Origin of the sequence: Geodermatophilus dictyosporus, assembly GCF_900115505.1 — a bacterium.
GTDB classification, from domain to species: Bacteria; Actinomycetota; Actinomycetes; order Mycobacteriales; family Geodermatophilaceae; genus Geodermatophilus; species Geodermatophilus dictyosporus.
In genome coordinates, this window is sequence record NZ_FOWQ01000004.1 from 334,489 (window position 1) to 349,439 (window position 14,951).

Genomic DNA, 14,951 nt, shown 5'->3' on the forward strand with positions numbered 1-14,951 from the left:
GTGCTGGGTCAGGGCGCCCGCGCCGCCGTCGGCCGGTTCTGGGCGCCGGTGGTCACCCGGCTGGCGCGGGCCGGGGTCACCCCCGACATGGTCACCGTCACCGGGACGCTCGGCGCCATCGCGGGGGCGGTGCTGCTGATCGCGCACGGGCAGCTCTTCTGGGGCGCGTTCACCGTCACGGTGTTCGTGCTGCTCGACATGCTCGACGGCGCGCTGGCCCGCGCCCGCGGCGGCGGCTCGGCGTTCGGCGCGGTGCTCGACTCCACCTGCGACCGGGCCGTGGACGCCGCCGTCTTCGGCGCCCTGGTCTGGTGGTTCACCGGCGCGGGCGCGAACCGGCTGCTCGCCCTGCTGGCGCTGGTCGCCCTGGTCCTGGGCGTGCTCACCAGCTACACCAAGGCCCGCGCCGAGGGGGTGGGCATCCCGTGCGACGTCGGGCTGGTGGAGCGCACCGAGCGGCTGATCCTGGTGCTCACCGGCACCGGCCTGACCGGCCTGGGCCTGCCGTACCTCGTCGACGTGGGCCTGTGGCTGTCGGTCGCCGGCGGCGCGGTGACCGTCGCGCAGCGCATCGCCGCCGTCCACCGCGGGTCCCGGGGGAAGGCAGCCCCGGCGGCGTCGGCGCCGGCGCGGTGAGCGGCGTGCGCGCCCGCGCGGCCGCTCGCCTCACCGACCTGGGCTACGCCGCCGGCTGGCAGGCCGTCCAGCGGCTGCCCGAGCCGGTGGCCCGCGGTGCCGCCGACGCGGCGGGGCGGTGGGTGGCCGGGCGCGGTGGCCGCGGGGTGCGCCAGCTGCGGGCGAACCTGCGGGTGGCCACCGGCGGCAAGCTGGACACCGAGGAGCTCGACGCGCTGACCGTCCGTGCGCTGCGCTCCTACGCGCGCTACTGGCAGGAGGCCTTCCGCCTGCCCCGCCTGGGCACCGAGCGGATCCTGCGCGACACCGTCCTGCTCGGGCAGGAGCACCTCGAGCGGGCCCGCGTCCAGGGCCGGCCGGTGGTCCTGGCGCTGCCGCACAGCGGCAACTGGGACGCCGCCGGCGTGTGGCTGGTCGACTGGCTGGGCGGGCCGTTCCTGACCGTTGCCGAGCGGCTGCGCCCGGAGTCGCTGTACGAGCGCTTCCTCGCCTTCCGGGAGACCCTCGGCATGCGGGTGGTACCGCTGACCGGCGGCCCGCGGCCGAGCTCGGAGGTGCTGCGCGAGTGGCTGGCCGGCGGCTCGTCGGTCTGCCTGCTCGTCGACCGCGACCTGGGCTCCGGCGGCGTCGGCGTGGAGTTCTTCGGCCGGCCGGCCACCATGCCCGGCGGGCCGGCGCTGCTGGCCGCGCAGACGGGCGCGGCGCTGCACCCGGCCGTCTCGCGGTTCAGCGAGCGGGGCTGGGTGCACGAGGTCTTCCCCGAGGTCCCCCTCGACGGCGGGCCACGGCTGCGGGACCGGGTGACCACCGCGATGCAGGCCGTGGCCGACGCCTTCACCGACGGCATCACCCGGGCGCCCGAGGACTGGCACGTGCTGGGGCGGATCTGGGCCGACGTGCCGCCGGACCCGCCCGCGGGAGGGCGCGGCTGATGCGGATCGGCCTGGTCTGCCCCTACCGGTGGGACGTCCCCGGCGGGGTCCAGTACCACGTGCGCGACCTCGCCGAGACGCTGCGCGGCCTGGGCCACCACGTCGAGGTGCTCACCCCTGCCGGGCACGAGGAGTCGCTGCCGGCCGAGCACGCGACCTGGGCCGGGCGCACCGTGCCGGTGCCCTACAACGGCTCGATGGCCAGCATGCAGCTCGGACCGGTCAGCGCCGCCCGCGTGCGCCGCTGGCTGCGCGAGGGCCACTTCGACGTCGTCCACGTGCACGAGCCGGCGACCCCCTCGGTCTCCCTGGTCGTCTGCATGACCGCCACCGGCCCGCTCGTGGCGACCTACCACGCCGCCACGACCCGCTCCAGGTGGCTGGCTGCCGTCGGCCCCCTCATCCGCCCGTGGCTGGAGAGGATCTCCGGGCGCATCGCGGTGTCGGACTTCGCCCGCCGGGTGCAGGTGGAGCACCTGGGCAACGACGCGGTGGTCATCCCCAACGGCGTGCACGTCGCGCCCTTCGCGCAGGGCCCCTCGCTGCCCGGTCACACCCGCGGCGTGGACGGGCCGACCATCGGCTTCCTCGGCCGGTACGACGAGCCGCGCAAGGGCCTGCCGGTGCTGCTGGAGGCCATGCGCACCGTCGTCCGTGAGCACCCCGGCGCGCGGCTGCTGGTCGCCGGCCGGGGCGACCCCGGGGCCCTGCGCGACGCGCTGGGCGACGACCTCGCGCCCTCGGTGGCGGTGCTCGGCGAGATCTCCGAGGCCGACAAGGCCGCCTTCCTCCGCTCGGTCGACGTGTACTGCGCGCCCAACCTGCTCGGCGAGTCCTTCGGCGTGGTGCTCATCGAGGCCATGGCCGCCGGCGCGCCCATCGTGGCCAGCGACCTCGACGCGTTCGCGCGGGTGCTGGAGGACGGCGCGGCCGGCGTGCTGGTGCGCCGCGGGGACAGCGCGGCGCTCGCCCGGGCGCTGTCGGACCTGCTCGCCGACCCCGGCCGCCGGGCGCGGCTGTCGGCGGCCGGGCAGGCGGCGGCCGCCGGCTACGACTGGCAGGTCGTGGCCCGCCGGGTGCTCGACGTCTACGAGACCGTCGTCCTCGCCGGGACCGGCGGGGTCACTGCCGCCGACGACGAGGACCTCGCCGCCGCCGGTGCCCCCGACGGGGTGTGGCCGTCCCTCTTCCGGAGGCCGCGCCGCTAGCGTGGGCGGTCGTGACGCCCGACGCCTGGTTGCTGCTCGCCGCGGGCGTCGCCGTCCTCCTCCTCGCCTGGACGGCGTGGACGCTCACCCGGCTGCGCCGTCTCGAGGGCCGGGTCGCGCGCGCCTGGTCGGTGCTCGACACCCGGCTGCAGCAGCGCGCGGCGCTGGCCGCCGACCTGGCCTCGGAGCACGCCGCCGTGCTCGGGGAGGACCGCGCCACCCGGCTCAAGGCCGTTGCGCACGAGGCCGGCCGGCCGCGCACCGGCGACCGCGAGCTGGCCGAGAACGCCCTCGGCCGGGAGCTGCGGGCGCTGCCCGCCGAGCTGCCCGGGGTGCCCGCGCGGCTGCTCACCGAGCTGGCCGAGGCCGACGCGCGCATGGGCCTGGCCCGCCGCTTCTACAACGACGCCGTCCGCGACACCCACCTGCTGCGGCTGCACCGGTTCCCGCGGCTGCTGCGGCTGCACGCCGACCGCCCGCTGCCGCGCTTCTTCGACGTCGAGGACGGGCTGGACGCGGTGACCACCGGCGCCGGACCGGCCGCCCGCTGACGCGACCTACGATGGCTGCGGCCGAGCGCCTCCCCGGCCGGCCACCCCCCTCGACCTGGAGCAGCCCGTGTCCCCGCACGCCGACGTCCCCGCCACGCCCACCACGGGCACCGACCGCGTCAAGCGCGGCCTGGCCGAGCAGCTCAAGGGCGGCGTCATCATGGACGTCGTCACCCCCGAGCAGGCCCGCATCGCCGAGGACGCCGGCGCGGTCGCGGTCATGGCGCTGGAGCGGGTGCCCGCCGACATCCGCGCCCAGGGCGGCATCGCGCGGATGAGCGACCCGGACATGGTGCAGGGGATCATCGACGCGGTCTCCGTCCCGGTGATGGCCAAGGCCCGCATCGGCCACTTCGTCGAGGCCCAGGTGCTGCAGGCCCTCGGCGTGGACTACGTCGACGAGTCCGAGGTGCTCACCCCGGCCGACGAGGCCCACCACATCGACAAGCACGCGTTCACCGTCCCGTTCGTCTGCGGCGCCACCGACCTGGGCGAGGCGCTGCGCCGGATCGCCGAGGGCGCGGCGATGATCCGCAGCAAGGGCGAGGCCGGCACCGGCAACGTCGTCGAGGCCACCCGGCACGTGCGCGCGCTGCGCGCCGGCATCCGGCGGCTGGCCACCCTCGACGAGACCGAGCTGTTCGTCGCGGCCAAGGAGCTGCGCGCGCCGCACGACCTGGTGGTCGAGGTCGCCCGCGCCGGGAAGCTGCCGGTCGTGCTGTTCACCGCCGGCGGCATCGCCACCCCCGCCGACGCGGCGATGATGATGCAGCTGGGCGCCGAGGGCGTGTTCGTCGGCTCGGGCATCTTCAAGTCCGGCGACCCCGCCCAGCGGGCCGCGGCGATCGTGCAGGCCACCACGTTCTTCGACGACCCGGACGTGGTCACCAAGGTGTCCCGCGGGCTGGGCGAGCCGATGGTCGGCATCAACGTGGACACGCTGCCCGACTCGCAGCGCTTCGCCACCCGCGGCTGGTGAGCGCCCCGGCCCCGGACCCCGTCCGCATCGGGGTCCTGGCGCTGCAGGGTGACGTCCGCGAGCACCTCGCCGTCCTGACCGCGCTGGGCGCCGAGGCGGTGCCGGTGCGGCGCCCGGAGGAGCTGGCCGGCGTCGACGGGCTGGTGCTGCCGGGCGGCGAGTCGACGACGATGACCAAGCTCGCCGTCCGCACCGGGCTGCTCGGGCCGCTGCGCGAGGCCGTCCGCGGCGGGCTGCCGGCCTACGGCACCTGCGCGGGCCTGGTGCTGCTGGCCGAGCGGCTGCTCGACGCCCCGCCCGGTCAGCCGACCCTCGGCGCCCTCGACGTCACGGTGCGGCGCAACGCCTTCGGGCGGCAGGCGGAGTCCTTCGAGTCGCGGATCGAGCTGGCCGGCGTGCCGGGCGGCCCGCTGTCGGCGGTGTTCATCCGCGCGCCGTGGGTGGAGGAGGCCGGGCCGGACGTCGAGGTCCTCGGGCGGGTCGTCGGCGGACCGGCCGACGGTAGGATCGTCGCGGTGCGCCAGGGCGACGTCGTGGCCACCAGCTTCCACCCGGAGCTGACCGGGGACACCCGGGTCCACGCGCTGTTCGTGGACGTCGTGCGGCAGGCGGCCGCGGTCGGCCGGGCGGTGGCCGTCCCCAGTGGCGCCGGTGCCGGCGCCCCCGACCCCGGAGGAGAGCAGTGAGCGGCCATTCCAAGTGGGCGACCACGAAGCACAAGAAGGCCGCCATCGACGCCAAGCGCGGCAAGCTGTTCGCCAAGCTGATCAAGAACATCGAGGTCGCGGCGCGCACCGGCGGCGGTGACCCGGCCGGCAACCCGACGCTCTACGACGCCATCCAGAAGGCCAAGAAGTCCTCGGTCCCCAACGACAACATCGACCGCGCGGTCAAGCGCGGCTCGGGCGCCGAGGCCGGCGGGGTCGAGTACCAGAGCATCACCTACGAGGGCTACGCCTCCGGCGGCGTCGCGGTGCTCGTCGAGTGCCTCACCGACAACCGCAACCGGTCGGCCTCCGAGGTGCGCACCGCGATGACCCGCAACGGCGGCACCATGGCCGACCCGGGCTCGGTGTCCTACCTGTTCACGCGCAAGGGCGTCGTCGTCGTGCCCGCGGCCGACGGGGTGGACGAGGACACCGTGCTCGTGGCCGTCCTCGACGCCGGCGCGGAGGAGGTCCGCGACCTCGGCGACACCTTCGAGGTCGTCTGCGAGCCCACCGACCTGGTGGCCGTCCGGACCGCGCTGCAGGACGCCGGCATCGACTACGACTCGGCCGAGGCGGGGTTCGTGCCCAGCGTCACCGTGGAGCTCGACGAGGAGGGCGCCGGCAAGGTGTTCCGCCTCATCGACGCCCTCGAGGACTGCGACGACGTGCAGAACGTCTACGCCAACTACGACGTCTCCGACGAGGTCCTCGAGAGCGTGAGCTAGGCGGGCCGCCTCCAGCACGGCACCACGCGGGGGCGTGTCGCCGTTCCCCGCGTCGGTCCCGGCGGTTAGCCTCGGTCGAACACCAGTTCGGCCAGGGGGAGACGTCGGTGGGGAGCAGCGCCATGCGGGTGCTCGGGATCGACCCGGGGCTGACCCGGTGCGGCTGGGGCGTGGTCGACGGCCGCCCCGGCGCGCGCCCGGCCGCCGTCGGCGTGGGCGTGATCCGCAGCTCCGCCGACCTCGACCTGGAGCTGCGGCTGCTGGAGCTGCACACGCAGGTGACGGCGCTGCTGCGCGAGCACCGGCCCGACGTGGTGGCCATCGAGCGGGTGTTCACCCAGAACAACAAGGGCACCGCCACCGGCACCGCCCAGGCGGCCGGGGTGGCGGCGCTGGCCGCCGCGCAGGCCGACCGGCCGGTCGCCTGGCACACCCCCAGCGAGGTCAAGGCGGCCATCTCCGGCAACGGCCGCGCGGACAAGGAGCAGGTCACCCTCATGGTCACCCGGGTGCTGGGCCTCGCGGCCGCCCCCAAGCCGGCCGACGCCGCCGACGCGCTGGCCCTCGCCGTCTGCCACGTGTGGCGCGGCCCCGCCCAGCAGCGGCTGCGCTCGGCCGCGATCGCCGGCGGCATCGGCGCGCCGGTGGTGCAGCGGACGCTGCCGCGCTGGCAGGGGGTGTCGCGGTGATCGCGTCGGTGAACGGCCGGGTGGCCGCGGTGTCGCCCGACGGCGCGGTGGTCGAGGTCGGCGGCGTGGGCCTGGCGGTGCAGTGCACCCCGGGCACCATCGCGCGGCTGACCGTGGGGGAGCAGGCCCGGCTGGCCACCAGCCTGGTCGTCCGGGAGGACTCCCTCACCCTCTACGGCTTCGCCGACGACGACGAGCGCCAGCTGTTCGAGCTGCTGCAGACAGCCAACGGCGTCGGGCCGCGGCTGGCCCAGGCGGTGCTGGCCATCCACCCGCCGCGAGAGGTGCGGCGCGCGGTGTCGATGGCCGACGTCAAGGCGCTGATGCAGGTGCCCGGCATCGGCAGGAAGGGCGCCGAGCGGCTGATCCTGGAGCTCCGCGACCGCCTGGGCACCACCACCACGGACACCCAGCTCGACGGTCCGCCGCTGCCGGCCGGCGCCGCGCCGCTCACCCCGGTGGCGCCCTGGCGCGACCAGCTCGCCTCGGCGCTGGTCGGGCTGGGCTGGAGCAGCCGCGAGGCCGACACCGCGCTGACCGCCCTGGCCCCGGTGGCCGACGAGCAGCAGGCCGCCACCGGCCGGGTCGACGTCGCCGCGCTGCTGCGGCAGGCGCTGCAGCTGCTGGGCCGGGCATGAGCGCGCCGTTCGACCGGTCGCTGACCGGCGAGGTCGAGTCCGGGCTGGGCCGCGACCTCGGCGTCTCCCCGCAGGCCGGCGACGAGGAGCGGGTGGTCGAGTCGGCGCTGCGGCCGCACTCGCTGCACGACTTCATCGGCCAGCCCAAGGTGGCCCGCCAGCTCGCGCTCGTGCTCGAGGGCGCCAAGCGCCGGGGCCGGCCGCCGGACCACGTGCTGCTGTCGGGCCCGCCCGGGCTGGGCAAGACCAGCCTCGCGCTCATCATCGGCTCCGAGCTCGGCACCTCGGTGAAGATCACCAGCGGCCCGGCGATCGAGCGCTCCGGCGACCTCGCGGCGATGCTGTCCAACCTCGGCCCCGGCGACGTGCTGTTCATCGACGAGATCCACCGCATCGCCCGGCCGGCCGAGGAACTGCTGTACATGGCGATGGAGGACTTCCGGGTCGACGTCGTCGTCGGCAAGGGCCCGGGCGCCACCGCCATCCCGCTGGAGATCAACCCGTTCACCCTCGTCGGCGCGACCACCCGGGCCGGCCTGCTGACCGGGCCGCTGCGCGACCGGTTCGGCTTCGTCGGCCAGATGGAGTTCTACGAGCCGGCCGAGCTGCAGCGCGTCCTCGCCCGCAGCGCCGACCTGCTCGGCGTCGAGCTGACCGACGACGGCTCGGCCGAGATCGCCGGCCGCTCCCGCGGTACGCCCCGCATCGCCAACCGGCTGCTGCGCCGCGTGCGCGACTACGCCGAGGTGGAGGCCGACGGGCGGGTGACCCGTGCCGTCGCCCGGGCCGCGCTCGCCCTCTACGACGTCGACGACCTCGGCCTCGACCGGCTCGACCGGGCGGTGCTCGAGGCGCTCGTGGGCCGCTTCTCCGGCGGCCCGGTGGGCGTGAGCACGCTCGCGGTCGCCGTGGGGGAGGAGTCGCACACCGTCGAGGAGGTGTGCGAGCCCTTCCTGGTGCGGGCCGGGCTGCTGGCGCGCACGCCGCGCGGGCGGGTGGCGACCGAGGCGGCCTGGCGGCACCTCGGCCGGCCGGTGCCGCGCGGCGGGATCCCCCTCGGAGGTGTCACAGCAGTCCCGCGTGACCCGGGTTCGTCGTCGGAACCGTTGTTCGACGCCTAGACTCGTCGGCGCTGGCGCGCAACTCGACCCCCGCGGGTCGACCGGTCCCGGCCGCGCGACCTGCGGATCGGCGGCCGGTCGCCGTGCGCGCCGTGACCGACGTACCCGAGCGGTCCCGACCCGGGCCGCACCGACCGCGTGCACGCGAGCGCGGTAGAGAGGCACCACCGTCGTGGAACTGTTCCCCCTGCTCCTGCTCGTGCTGGCCTTCGTGGCGCTGATCGTCCTGCCCAACCGGGCGCGCAAGCGCCAGCAGCAGCAGACGCAGTCGGCGCTGGCCGTCGGCGTCCCGGTCACCATGGCCGGCGGCGTCCACGGCACCGTGGCCGGCCTCGCCGACCCGGCCACCATCCAGGTCGAGATCGCCCCGGGCGTCGTGGTGACCTACGCCCGGCAGGCGGTCCTGCAGGTGCGCCAGCCCGCCGGTGACCTCGCCGGCCCGGTGGCCACCGGCGAGACCGTCGTCGACCCGGTCGTCGACGACGCGCCGTCCCGGGACGACCGCCCCGGGGACGGCCCCACCGGCAAGACCCTCTGAGCGGAGTCCCACCCGTGGCCAACCGCGCCCTGCCCGCGCGCCGCTACTTCGCCGCGCTGGTCCTCATCGTGGCCGTGATGTACGGCCTGATCTTCCTCACCGGCACCGACCGGACCCCCCAGCTGGGCCTGGACCTGCGCGGCGGCACCACCGTCACGCTCTCGGCCCGCACCCCCGACGGGCAGGCGCCCGACCCCGAGGACCTCGAGCTGGCCCGCCAGATCATCGAGCAGCGGGTCAACGGCCTCGGCGTGGCCGAGGCCGAGGTGGTCACCGAGGGCGAGTCGAACATCGTCATCTCGGTGCCCGGTGACGACGGCGAGCAGGCGCGCGAGCTCGGCCAGACGGCGCAGCTGCGCTTCCGCCCGGTGCTGGCCGGCCCCGAGCCGGCCGCCCCGGCCGAGACCACCGACGGCGCGGAGCCGTCGGACGCCGCCACGCCGAGCGACGCCGCGACCCCGACCGACGGCGCCGCACCGAGCGACAGCGCCCCGCCGACCGACGCCGCCGCGACCGGCAGCGCGGAGGCCACCACCGCCGACGGCGCGGTGGAGGACCCCTCCATCCCCGCCCCCGACGCGCCCGCGGTGACCCAGGAGGAGGCGGCCGCCCGGTTCGCGACGCTGACCTGCTCGCCCGAGGAGGTCAGCGGAAGCGTCGACCGGTCGGCCGACCACGTCGCGGCCTGCAGCGAGGACGGCACGCAGAAGTACCTGCTCGGCCCGGCCATCCTCGAGGGCACCGACATCGCCGACGCCAGCGCCGGCACCCAGCAGACCACCGGCGAGTGGGTCGTGCTCCTCGACTTCAAGAGCGAGGGCCGGGCCACCTGGGCGGAGTACACCGCCACCAACGTCGGCAGCAACGTGGCCTTCACCCTCGACGGCCGGGTCGTCTCCGCGCCCACCATCCAGGGCGCCATCAACGGCCAGACCACGATCACCGGCTCGTTCGACCAGCAGAGCGCCGAGGAGCTGGCCAACCAGCTGCGCTACGGCGCGCTGCCGCTGACCTTCACCCAGGCGACCGCCCAGTCGATCTCCACCGAGCTGGGCTCCGAGCAGCTGCGGGCCGGCCTGATCGCCGGCGCGATCGGCATCGTGCTGGTGTTCGTCTACGCGCTGGTTTACTACCGGCTGCTGGGCCTGGTGATGATCGCCAGCCTGTTCCTGTCGGCGGTGGTCGTCTACGCCAGCCTGGTGCTGCTGGGCCGCGAGATCGGCTTCACGCTCAGCCTCGCCGGCATCGCCGGGTTCATCGTCTCGATCGGCATCACCGCCGACTCCTTCGTCGTCTACTTCGAACGGCTCAAGGACGAGGTGCGCGAGGGCCGCACGCTGCGCTCGGCGGTGCCGCGCGCCTGGGTGCGCGCCCGCCGCACGATCCTGTCGGCCGACGCGGTCAGCTTCCTGGCCGCGGCGATCCTCTACTGGCTGGCCATCGGCGACGTGAAGGGCTTCGCCTTCACCCTGGGTCTGTCCACGGTGCTCGACCTGATCGTCGTCTTCCTCTTCACCCACCCGCTGATGGCCGTGCTGGCCCGCTACCGGGCGTTCGGCCAGAGCCGGTTCTCCGGCCTCGGCCGGGTCGACCGGTCGAGCCGAGCCGCCGCCTCGGCGCCCGCCGCCGAGCGGGAGCTGGTCGGCGCCGGGTCCGGCGCCCGCCGCACGCAGGACAGGAGCCAGGCATGAGCCGCGAGCAGGACACCGAGGTGCCCGTGGGCACCGACGCCGAGGAGGCCCGCGCGGGCGAGGCGGCGGGATCGGCGACCGACGACGCCGCCGCGGCCGCCGACGACGCCGCGCTCGCCGGGGCGGGCCTGCCCGCCGAGGGCGGCGACGGGGGCGGGGTGCGCCGTCCGCAGCGGCGCGCGTCGCTGGTCAACCGGCTCTACAACGGCGAGGCAGGCCTCGACGTCGTCGGCCGCAGCCGGCTGATCTACAAGATCACCGCGGTCGTCGTGCTCGTCTGCATCGCCTCGATGGTGTTCCGCGGCTTCAACTTCGGCATCGACTTCGCCGGTGGCAACAGCTTCCGGCTGCCGGGGACCAGCGCCGAGCTCGAGGAGGTCCGCGAGGCGGCCACCGAGGCCGGCGCCGACGTCGCCTCGGCCCAGGTGGTGGGCGGCAGCGAGATCCTGCTGCGCACCGGTGCCCTGGACAACGCCGGCGAGCGGGCCGTGGTGGAGGCCGTCGCAGGCACCGTCGGCGTCACCCCCGACGAGGTCAGCCCCGAGTCGGTGAGCGCGGAGTGGGGACAGGACATCACCGACCAGGCGCTGCTGGCGCTGGCGGTCTTCCTCGTCGCGGTCATCGCGTTCCTGGCGATCCGGTTCCAGCCCAAGATGGCGATCGGCGCCATCCTCGCGCTGCTGCACGACCTGGTGGTCACCGCCGGCGTCTACTCCCTGATCGGCTTCGAGGTCTCTCCCTCCACCGTCATCGGCCTGCTCACCATCCTCGGCTTCTCGCTCTACGACACCGTCGTGGTCTTCGACAAGGTCGACGAGAACACCCGCGGCCTGTCCTCCAGCGCCCGCATGACCTGGGGCGAGGCGGCCAACCTGGCGGTCAACCAGACGCTCATGCGCTCGATCAACACCTCGGTCATCGCGCTGCTGCCGGTGGCCGGGCTGCTGTTCGTCGGCGCCGGCCTGCTCGGCGTGGGCACGCTCAAGGACCTCGCGCTGGTGCTCTTCGTCGGCCTCGCCGCAGGTGCGTACTCGTCGATCTTCCTGGCCACGCCGATCGTCGCCGACCTCAAGGAGCGCGAGCCCGAGGTGCAGGCGCTGCGCCGCCGCGTGCTCGCCCGCCGGTCGTCGGCCGCCCGCCAGGGGACCCGCGCTCCCGCCGGCACCGTCGCCAGCGCCCGCCGCACCCGCGGCCCGGCCCGCGGCGGGGTGGCGCTCGCCGAGCGCGACCCCGACGCGCTGGGCCCGGCGCAGGCCGACGTCGTCGTCGAGTCGCCGTCCTCGGTGACGCCCGAGCCGGCCCGCACCCCCGGACCGCGGGGCGCCACCGCCGCGCCGCGACCGGGGCAGCGTCCCCAGCGCCCCGGCGGCCGCCCCGGCGCCAAGAGACGCCGGTGAGCGCACCGGAGGCCGAGCTGCCGCTCGAGGAGCTCATCGCGACGCTCGCCGTCGACGTCCCCGACTTCCCGACGCCGGGGGTGCTCTTCCGCGACCTGACGCCGGTGTTCGCCGACGGCGCGGCGTTCCGGCGGATGGTCGAGGGCCTGGCCGCGCCGCAGCAGGCCGACCCGCGCGCGGCCGCGGTGGCGCACGCCGACGACGGTGCGGCGCACGACCCGGGGTTCGACGTCGTCGTCGGTGTCGAGGCCCGCGGGTTCCTGCTGGCCGCCGCGGTGGCGCTGCACGCCGGCGTCGGCGTCGTCCCCGTCCGCAAGGCCGGCAAGCTGCCGCGGGAGCGGGTCAGCGCCGACTACAGCCTCGAGTACGGCACCGCGAGCATCGAGATGCACACCGACTCGCTGCGGGCCGGCCAGCGGGTGCTGCTCGTCGACGACGTCCTGGCCACCGGCGGCACGCTGGGCGCGGCGCTGGCGCTGGTCGAGGAGCTCGGCGCGGTGGTGACCGCGGTGTCGGTGGTCATCGAGCTGACCGAGCTGGGCGGGCGCGCGCGGCTGGCCCCGCACGCCGTCCACTCGCTCTGGACCACCTGAGGGGGAGCTCTCCCGCCCGGTCGGGCCGCGGAGGGGCTGGTCACGGCTAGCATGGAGGAGCCGTACCTCCTCAGCCGCGCAGGAGCCGCCGTGTCCCCCGACGCGCCCGCCACCGGAGTGGCTGCCGCGCGACCCGAGGGGCCGGCCGGCACGTCGCCGGACCAGCGGGCACCGTTGCCGAGCCGCCCCCTCGTCCGCCGTCCCGACGACGTCGGCAGCGAGCCGCCGGCCGAGGGCGAGACCAGCGCACCACGCCCGCGCCGGGTGCGCGACCGGCTGGCCCGGCGGATCGTCGCCGGGCAGCGCGCCGGGCTGGTCCGCCCGGTGCTCGAGCCGCTGGCCGCGCTGCACCGCCAGAGCCACCCCAAGGCCGACCTGGGCCTGCTGCAGCGGGCCTACGACGTCGCCGAGGCCGCGCACGCCACCCAGAAGCGCAAGAGCGGCGACCCCTACATCACCCACCCCCTGGCCGTGGCGACCATCCTCGCGGGGCTCGGGATGGACACCACCACGCTGGTGGCCGCCCTGCTGCACGACACCGTCGAGGACACCGGCGCGACGCTGGAGGCGATCAGCGCCGACTTCGGCCCCGAGGTGGCCCACCTCGTCGACGGCGTAACCAAGATCGACAAGGTGAAGCTGGGCGACGCCGCCCAGGCCGAGACGATCCGCAAGATGATCGTCGCGATGGCCCGCGACCCGCGGGTGCTGGTCATCAAGCTCGCCGACCGGCTGCACAACATGCGCACGCTGCGCTTCCTCCCGCCGGAGAAGCAGGAGAAGAAGGCGCGCGAGACGCTGGAGATCCTCGCCCCGCTGGCCCACCGCCTGGGCATGAACACCATCAAGTGGGAGCTCGAGGACCTCGCCTTCGCCACGCTCTACCCGAAGCGCTACGACGAGATCGTCCGGCTGGTCGCCGAGCGGGCGCCCTCCCGCGACACCTACCTCGCCGAGGTCACCGCGGCGGTCACCGACCAGCTCAAGGCGGCCGGCATTGAGGCCGTCGTCACCGGCCGGCCCAAGCACTACTACTCGATCTACCAGAAGATGATCGTCCGCGGCCGGGACTTCACCGACATCTGGGACCTGGTCGGCATCCGCATCCTGGTCGACACCGTGCGCGACTGCTACGCGGCGCTGGGCATCATGCACGCCCACTGGCAGCCGGTACCCGGGCGCTTCAAGGACTTCGTCGCGATGCCGAAGTTCAACATGTACCAGTCGCTGCACACGACGGTGATCGGCCCGCAGGGCAAGCCGGTCGAGCTGCAGATCCGCACGCACGACATGCACCGCACCGCCGAGTACGGCATCGCCGCGCACTGGAAGTATAAGGAGAAGGCGCGGGCGGGGGGCCGCCCCAGCGCCGGTGAGATGGGTGCGGCCAAGGTCGGCTCGCCCGACGACATGCTGTGGCTGCGCCAGCTGCTGGACTGGCAGCGCGAGGCCCAGGAGCCCGGCGAGTTCCTCGAGACCCTGCGCTACGACCTCGGTCCGCAGGAGGTCTTCGTCTTCACGCCCAAGGGCGACGTCATCAGCCTGCCCGGGGAGTCCACGCCGGTCGACTTCGCCTACGCGGTGCACACCGAGGTGGGCCACCGCTGCATCGGCGCCCGGGTCAACGGGGCGCTGGTCAGCCTGGACAGCACGCTGTCCAACGGCGACGTCGTCGAGGTGTTCACCTCGCGCTCGCCCACGGCCGGCCCGTCGAAGGACTGGCTGGGCTTCGTCGGGTCGTCCCGGGCGCGCACCAAGATCCGGCAGTGGTTCACCAAGGAGCGCCGCGACGACGCGGTGGAAGCCGGCAAGCAGGCCCTGACCCGGGCCATGCGCAAGTCGGGGCTGCCGCTCCAGCGGCTGCTCGGCGGCGACGCGCTGGTCACCCTGGCCAAGGACCTGCGCCACGCCGACGTCACCGCGCTCTACGCCGCGGTGGGGGAGAACCAGATCTCCGCCGCCTCGGTGGTGGAGAAGCTGATGACCGCGCTCGGCGGCGCCGAGGGTGCGGTCGAGGACATCGCCGAGACCGCGATCCCCACCCGCCGGGCCGTGCACCGGCGCCCCGCCAGCGGCGACCCTGGCGTCGTCGTGCACGGGATGAGCGACGTGTGGGCCAAGCTCGCCAAGTGCTGCACCCCGGTGCCCGGCGACGAGATCCTCGGCTTCGTCACCCGCGGCGGCGGGGTGAGCGTGCACCGCACCGACTGCACCAACGCCGGCGACCTCCAGCGCAAGCCCGAGCGGCTGGTGGAGGTCGAGTGGGTCAGCCAGCCGGGCTCGGTCTTCCTGGTGTCGATCCAGGTGGAGGCGCTCGACCGGCACCGCCTGCTCTCCGACGTCACCAAGGCGCTGGCCGACGAGCGGGTCAACATCCTGTCGGCGTCGGTGCAGACCAGCCGCGACCGGGTGGCGGTCAGCCGGTTCACCTTCGAGCTGGCCGACCCGGCCCACCTCGGCGCGGTGCTGCAGACGGTGCGCAACGTCGAGGGCGTGTTCGACGTCGAGCGCGTCACGGCATAGCCGTCGGCCGGCGGTCCTCC

At 75.3% G+C, this 14,951-nt stretch carries 15 protein-coding genes; all 15 read left to right on the plus strand.

The genetic code is table 11. The features are described 5' to 3' along the window. The 15 genes from pgsA to BMZ33_RS12345 all read left to right on the plus strand — a co-directional run bounded on the left by pgsA (position 1) and on the right by BMZ33_RS12345 (position 14,931). The gene (gene pgsA, locus BMZ33_RS12275) at positions 1–636 is read left to right on the plus strand and encodes a phosphatidylinositol phosphate synthase (RefSeq protein WP_091110570.1); all 636 of its coding nucleotides are present in this window, start codon (positions 1–3) and stop codon (positions 634–636) included. Between the two features lie 5 nt (positions 637–641). Then, entirely contained in the window at positions 642–1,568 is a 927-nt protein-coding gene (locus BMZ33_RS12280; RefSeq protein ID WP_169064231.1) for a phosphatidylinositol mannoside acyltransferase, read from the plus strand. Further along, the gene (locus BMZ33_RS12285) at positions 1,568–2,776 is read left to right on the plus strand and encodes a glycosyltransferase family 4 protein (protein WP_091110575.1); all 1,209 of its coding nucleotides are present in this window, start codon (positions 1,568–1,570) and stop codon (positions 2,774–2,776) included. The genes BMZ33_RS12280 and BMZ33_RS12285 overlap by 1 nt, the downstream gene beginning before the upstream one ends. An 11-nt stretch (positions 2,777–2,787) precedes the next feature. After that, positions 2,788–3,327 (plus strand): LemA family protein, encoded by a 540-nt coding sequence (locus BMZ33_RS12290; RefSeq protein ID WP_091110578.1) that lies wholly within the window; start codon positions 2,788–2,790, stop codon positions 3,325–3,327. A 67-nt stretch (positions 3,328–3,394) separates the two neighbouring features. Then, positions 3,395–4,306, plus strand: a complete 912-nt coding sequence (gene pdxS, locus BMZ33_RS12295) for a pyridoxal 5'-phosphate synthase lyase subunit PdxS (RefSeq protein ID WP_091110580.1) — start codon at positions 3,395–3,397, stop codon at positions 4,304–4,306. After that, a complete protein-coding gene (gene pdxT, locus BMZ33_RS12300; RefSeq protein WP_091110582.1) occupies positions 4,303–4,992 on the plus strand; it encodes a pyridoxal 5'-phosphate synthase glutaminase subunit PdxT in 690 nt (229 codons plus the stop codon). Before pdxS ends, pdxT begins: the two co-directional genes overlap by 4 nt. Beyond that, positions 4,989–5,741, plus strand: a complete 753-nt coding sequence (locus tag BMZ33_RS12305; protein WP_091110585.1) for a YebC/PmpR family DNA-binding transcriptional regulator — start codon at positions 4,989–4,991, stop codon at positions 5,739–5,741. The genes pdxT and BMZ33_RS12305 overlap by 4 nt, the downstream gene beginning before the upstream one ends. A gap of 107 nt (positions 5,742–5,848) precedes the next feature. Beyond that, positions 5,849–6,430: a crossover junction endodeoxyribonuclease RuvC gene (gene ruvC / locus BMZ33_RS12310; RefSeq protein WP_169064232.1), complete on the plus strand. Its 582-nt coding sequence runs from the start codon at positions 5,849–5,851 to the stop codon at positions 6,428–6,430. Then, positions 6,427–7,068: a Holliday junction branch migration protein RuvA gene (ruvA, locus tag BMZ33_RS12315; RefSeq protein WP_091110590.1), complete on the plus strand. Its 642-nt coding sequence runs from the start codon at positions 6,427–6,429 to the stop codon at positions 7,066–7,068. The genes ruvC and ruvA overlap by 4 nt, the downstream gene beginning before the upstream one ends. Further along, on the plus strand, positions 7,065–8,189 hold the full coding sequence (gene ruvB / locus BMZ33_RS12320; RefSeq protein WP_091110593.1) for a Holliday junction branch migration DNA helicase RuvB: 1,125 nt from the start codon (positions 7,065–7,067) through the stop codon (positions 8,187–8,189). The genes ruvA and ruvB overlap by 4 nt, the downstream gene beginning before the upstream one ends. Positions 8,190–8,361: 172 nt before the next feature. Further along, complete coding sequence (yajC, locus tag BMZ33_RS12325) at positions 8,362–8,727, plus strand: preprotein translocase subunit YajC (protein WP_091110596.1); 366 nt, start codon at positions 8,362–8,364, stop codon at positions 8,725–8,727. 14 nt (positions 8,728–8,741) lie between these two features. Then, positions 8,742–10,418: a protein translocase subunit SecD gene (gene secD / locus BMZ33_RS12330; protein WP_091110599.1), complete on the plus strand. Its 1,677-nt coding sequence runs from the start codon at positions 8,742–8,744 to the stop codon at positions 10,416–10,418. Beyond that, positions 10,415–11,815, plus strand: a complete 1,401-nt coding sequence (secF, locus tag BMZ33_RS12335) for a protein translocase subunit SecF (protein WP_091110601.1) — start codon at positions 10,415–10,417, stop codon at positions 11,813–11,815. Before secD ends, secF begins: the two co-directional genes overlap by 4 nt. Continuing rightward, on the plus strand, positions 11,812–12,408 hold the full coding sequence (locus BMZ33_RS12340) for an adenine phosphoribosyltransferase (RefSeq protein ID WP_091110604.1): 597 nt from the start codon (positions 11,812–11,814) through the stop codon (positions 12,406–12,408). Before secF ends, BMZ33_RS12340 begins: the two co-directional genes overlap by 4 nt. 174 nt (positions 12,409–12,582) lie before the next feature. Then, positions 12,583–14,931, plus strand: coding sequence for a RelA/SpoT family protein (locus tag BMZ33_RS12345; RefSeq protein ID WP_169064233.1), 2,349 nt, complete (start codon positions 12,583–12,585; stop codon positions 14,929–14,931). Positions 14,932–14,951: the final 20 nt, after the last annotated feature.

Bases quoted from the DNA above. Each gene is read 5' to 3' on its own strand.
- BMZ33_RS12285 (WP_091110575.1), top strand. From the start codon at position 1,568: ATGCGGATCGGCCTGGTCTGCCCCTACCGGTGGGACGTCCCCGGCGGG.
- ruvB (WP_091110593.1), top strand. From the start codon at position 7,065: ATGAGCGCGCCGTTCGACCGGTCGCTGACCGGCGAGGTCGAGTCCGGG.
- secF (WP_091110601.1), top strand. From the start codon at position 10,415: ATGAGCCGCGAGCAGGACACCGAGGTGCCCGTGGGCACCGACGCCGAG.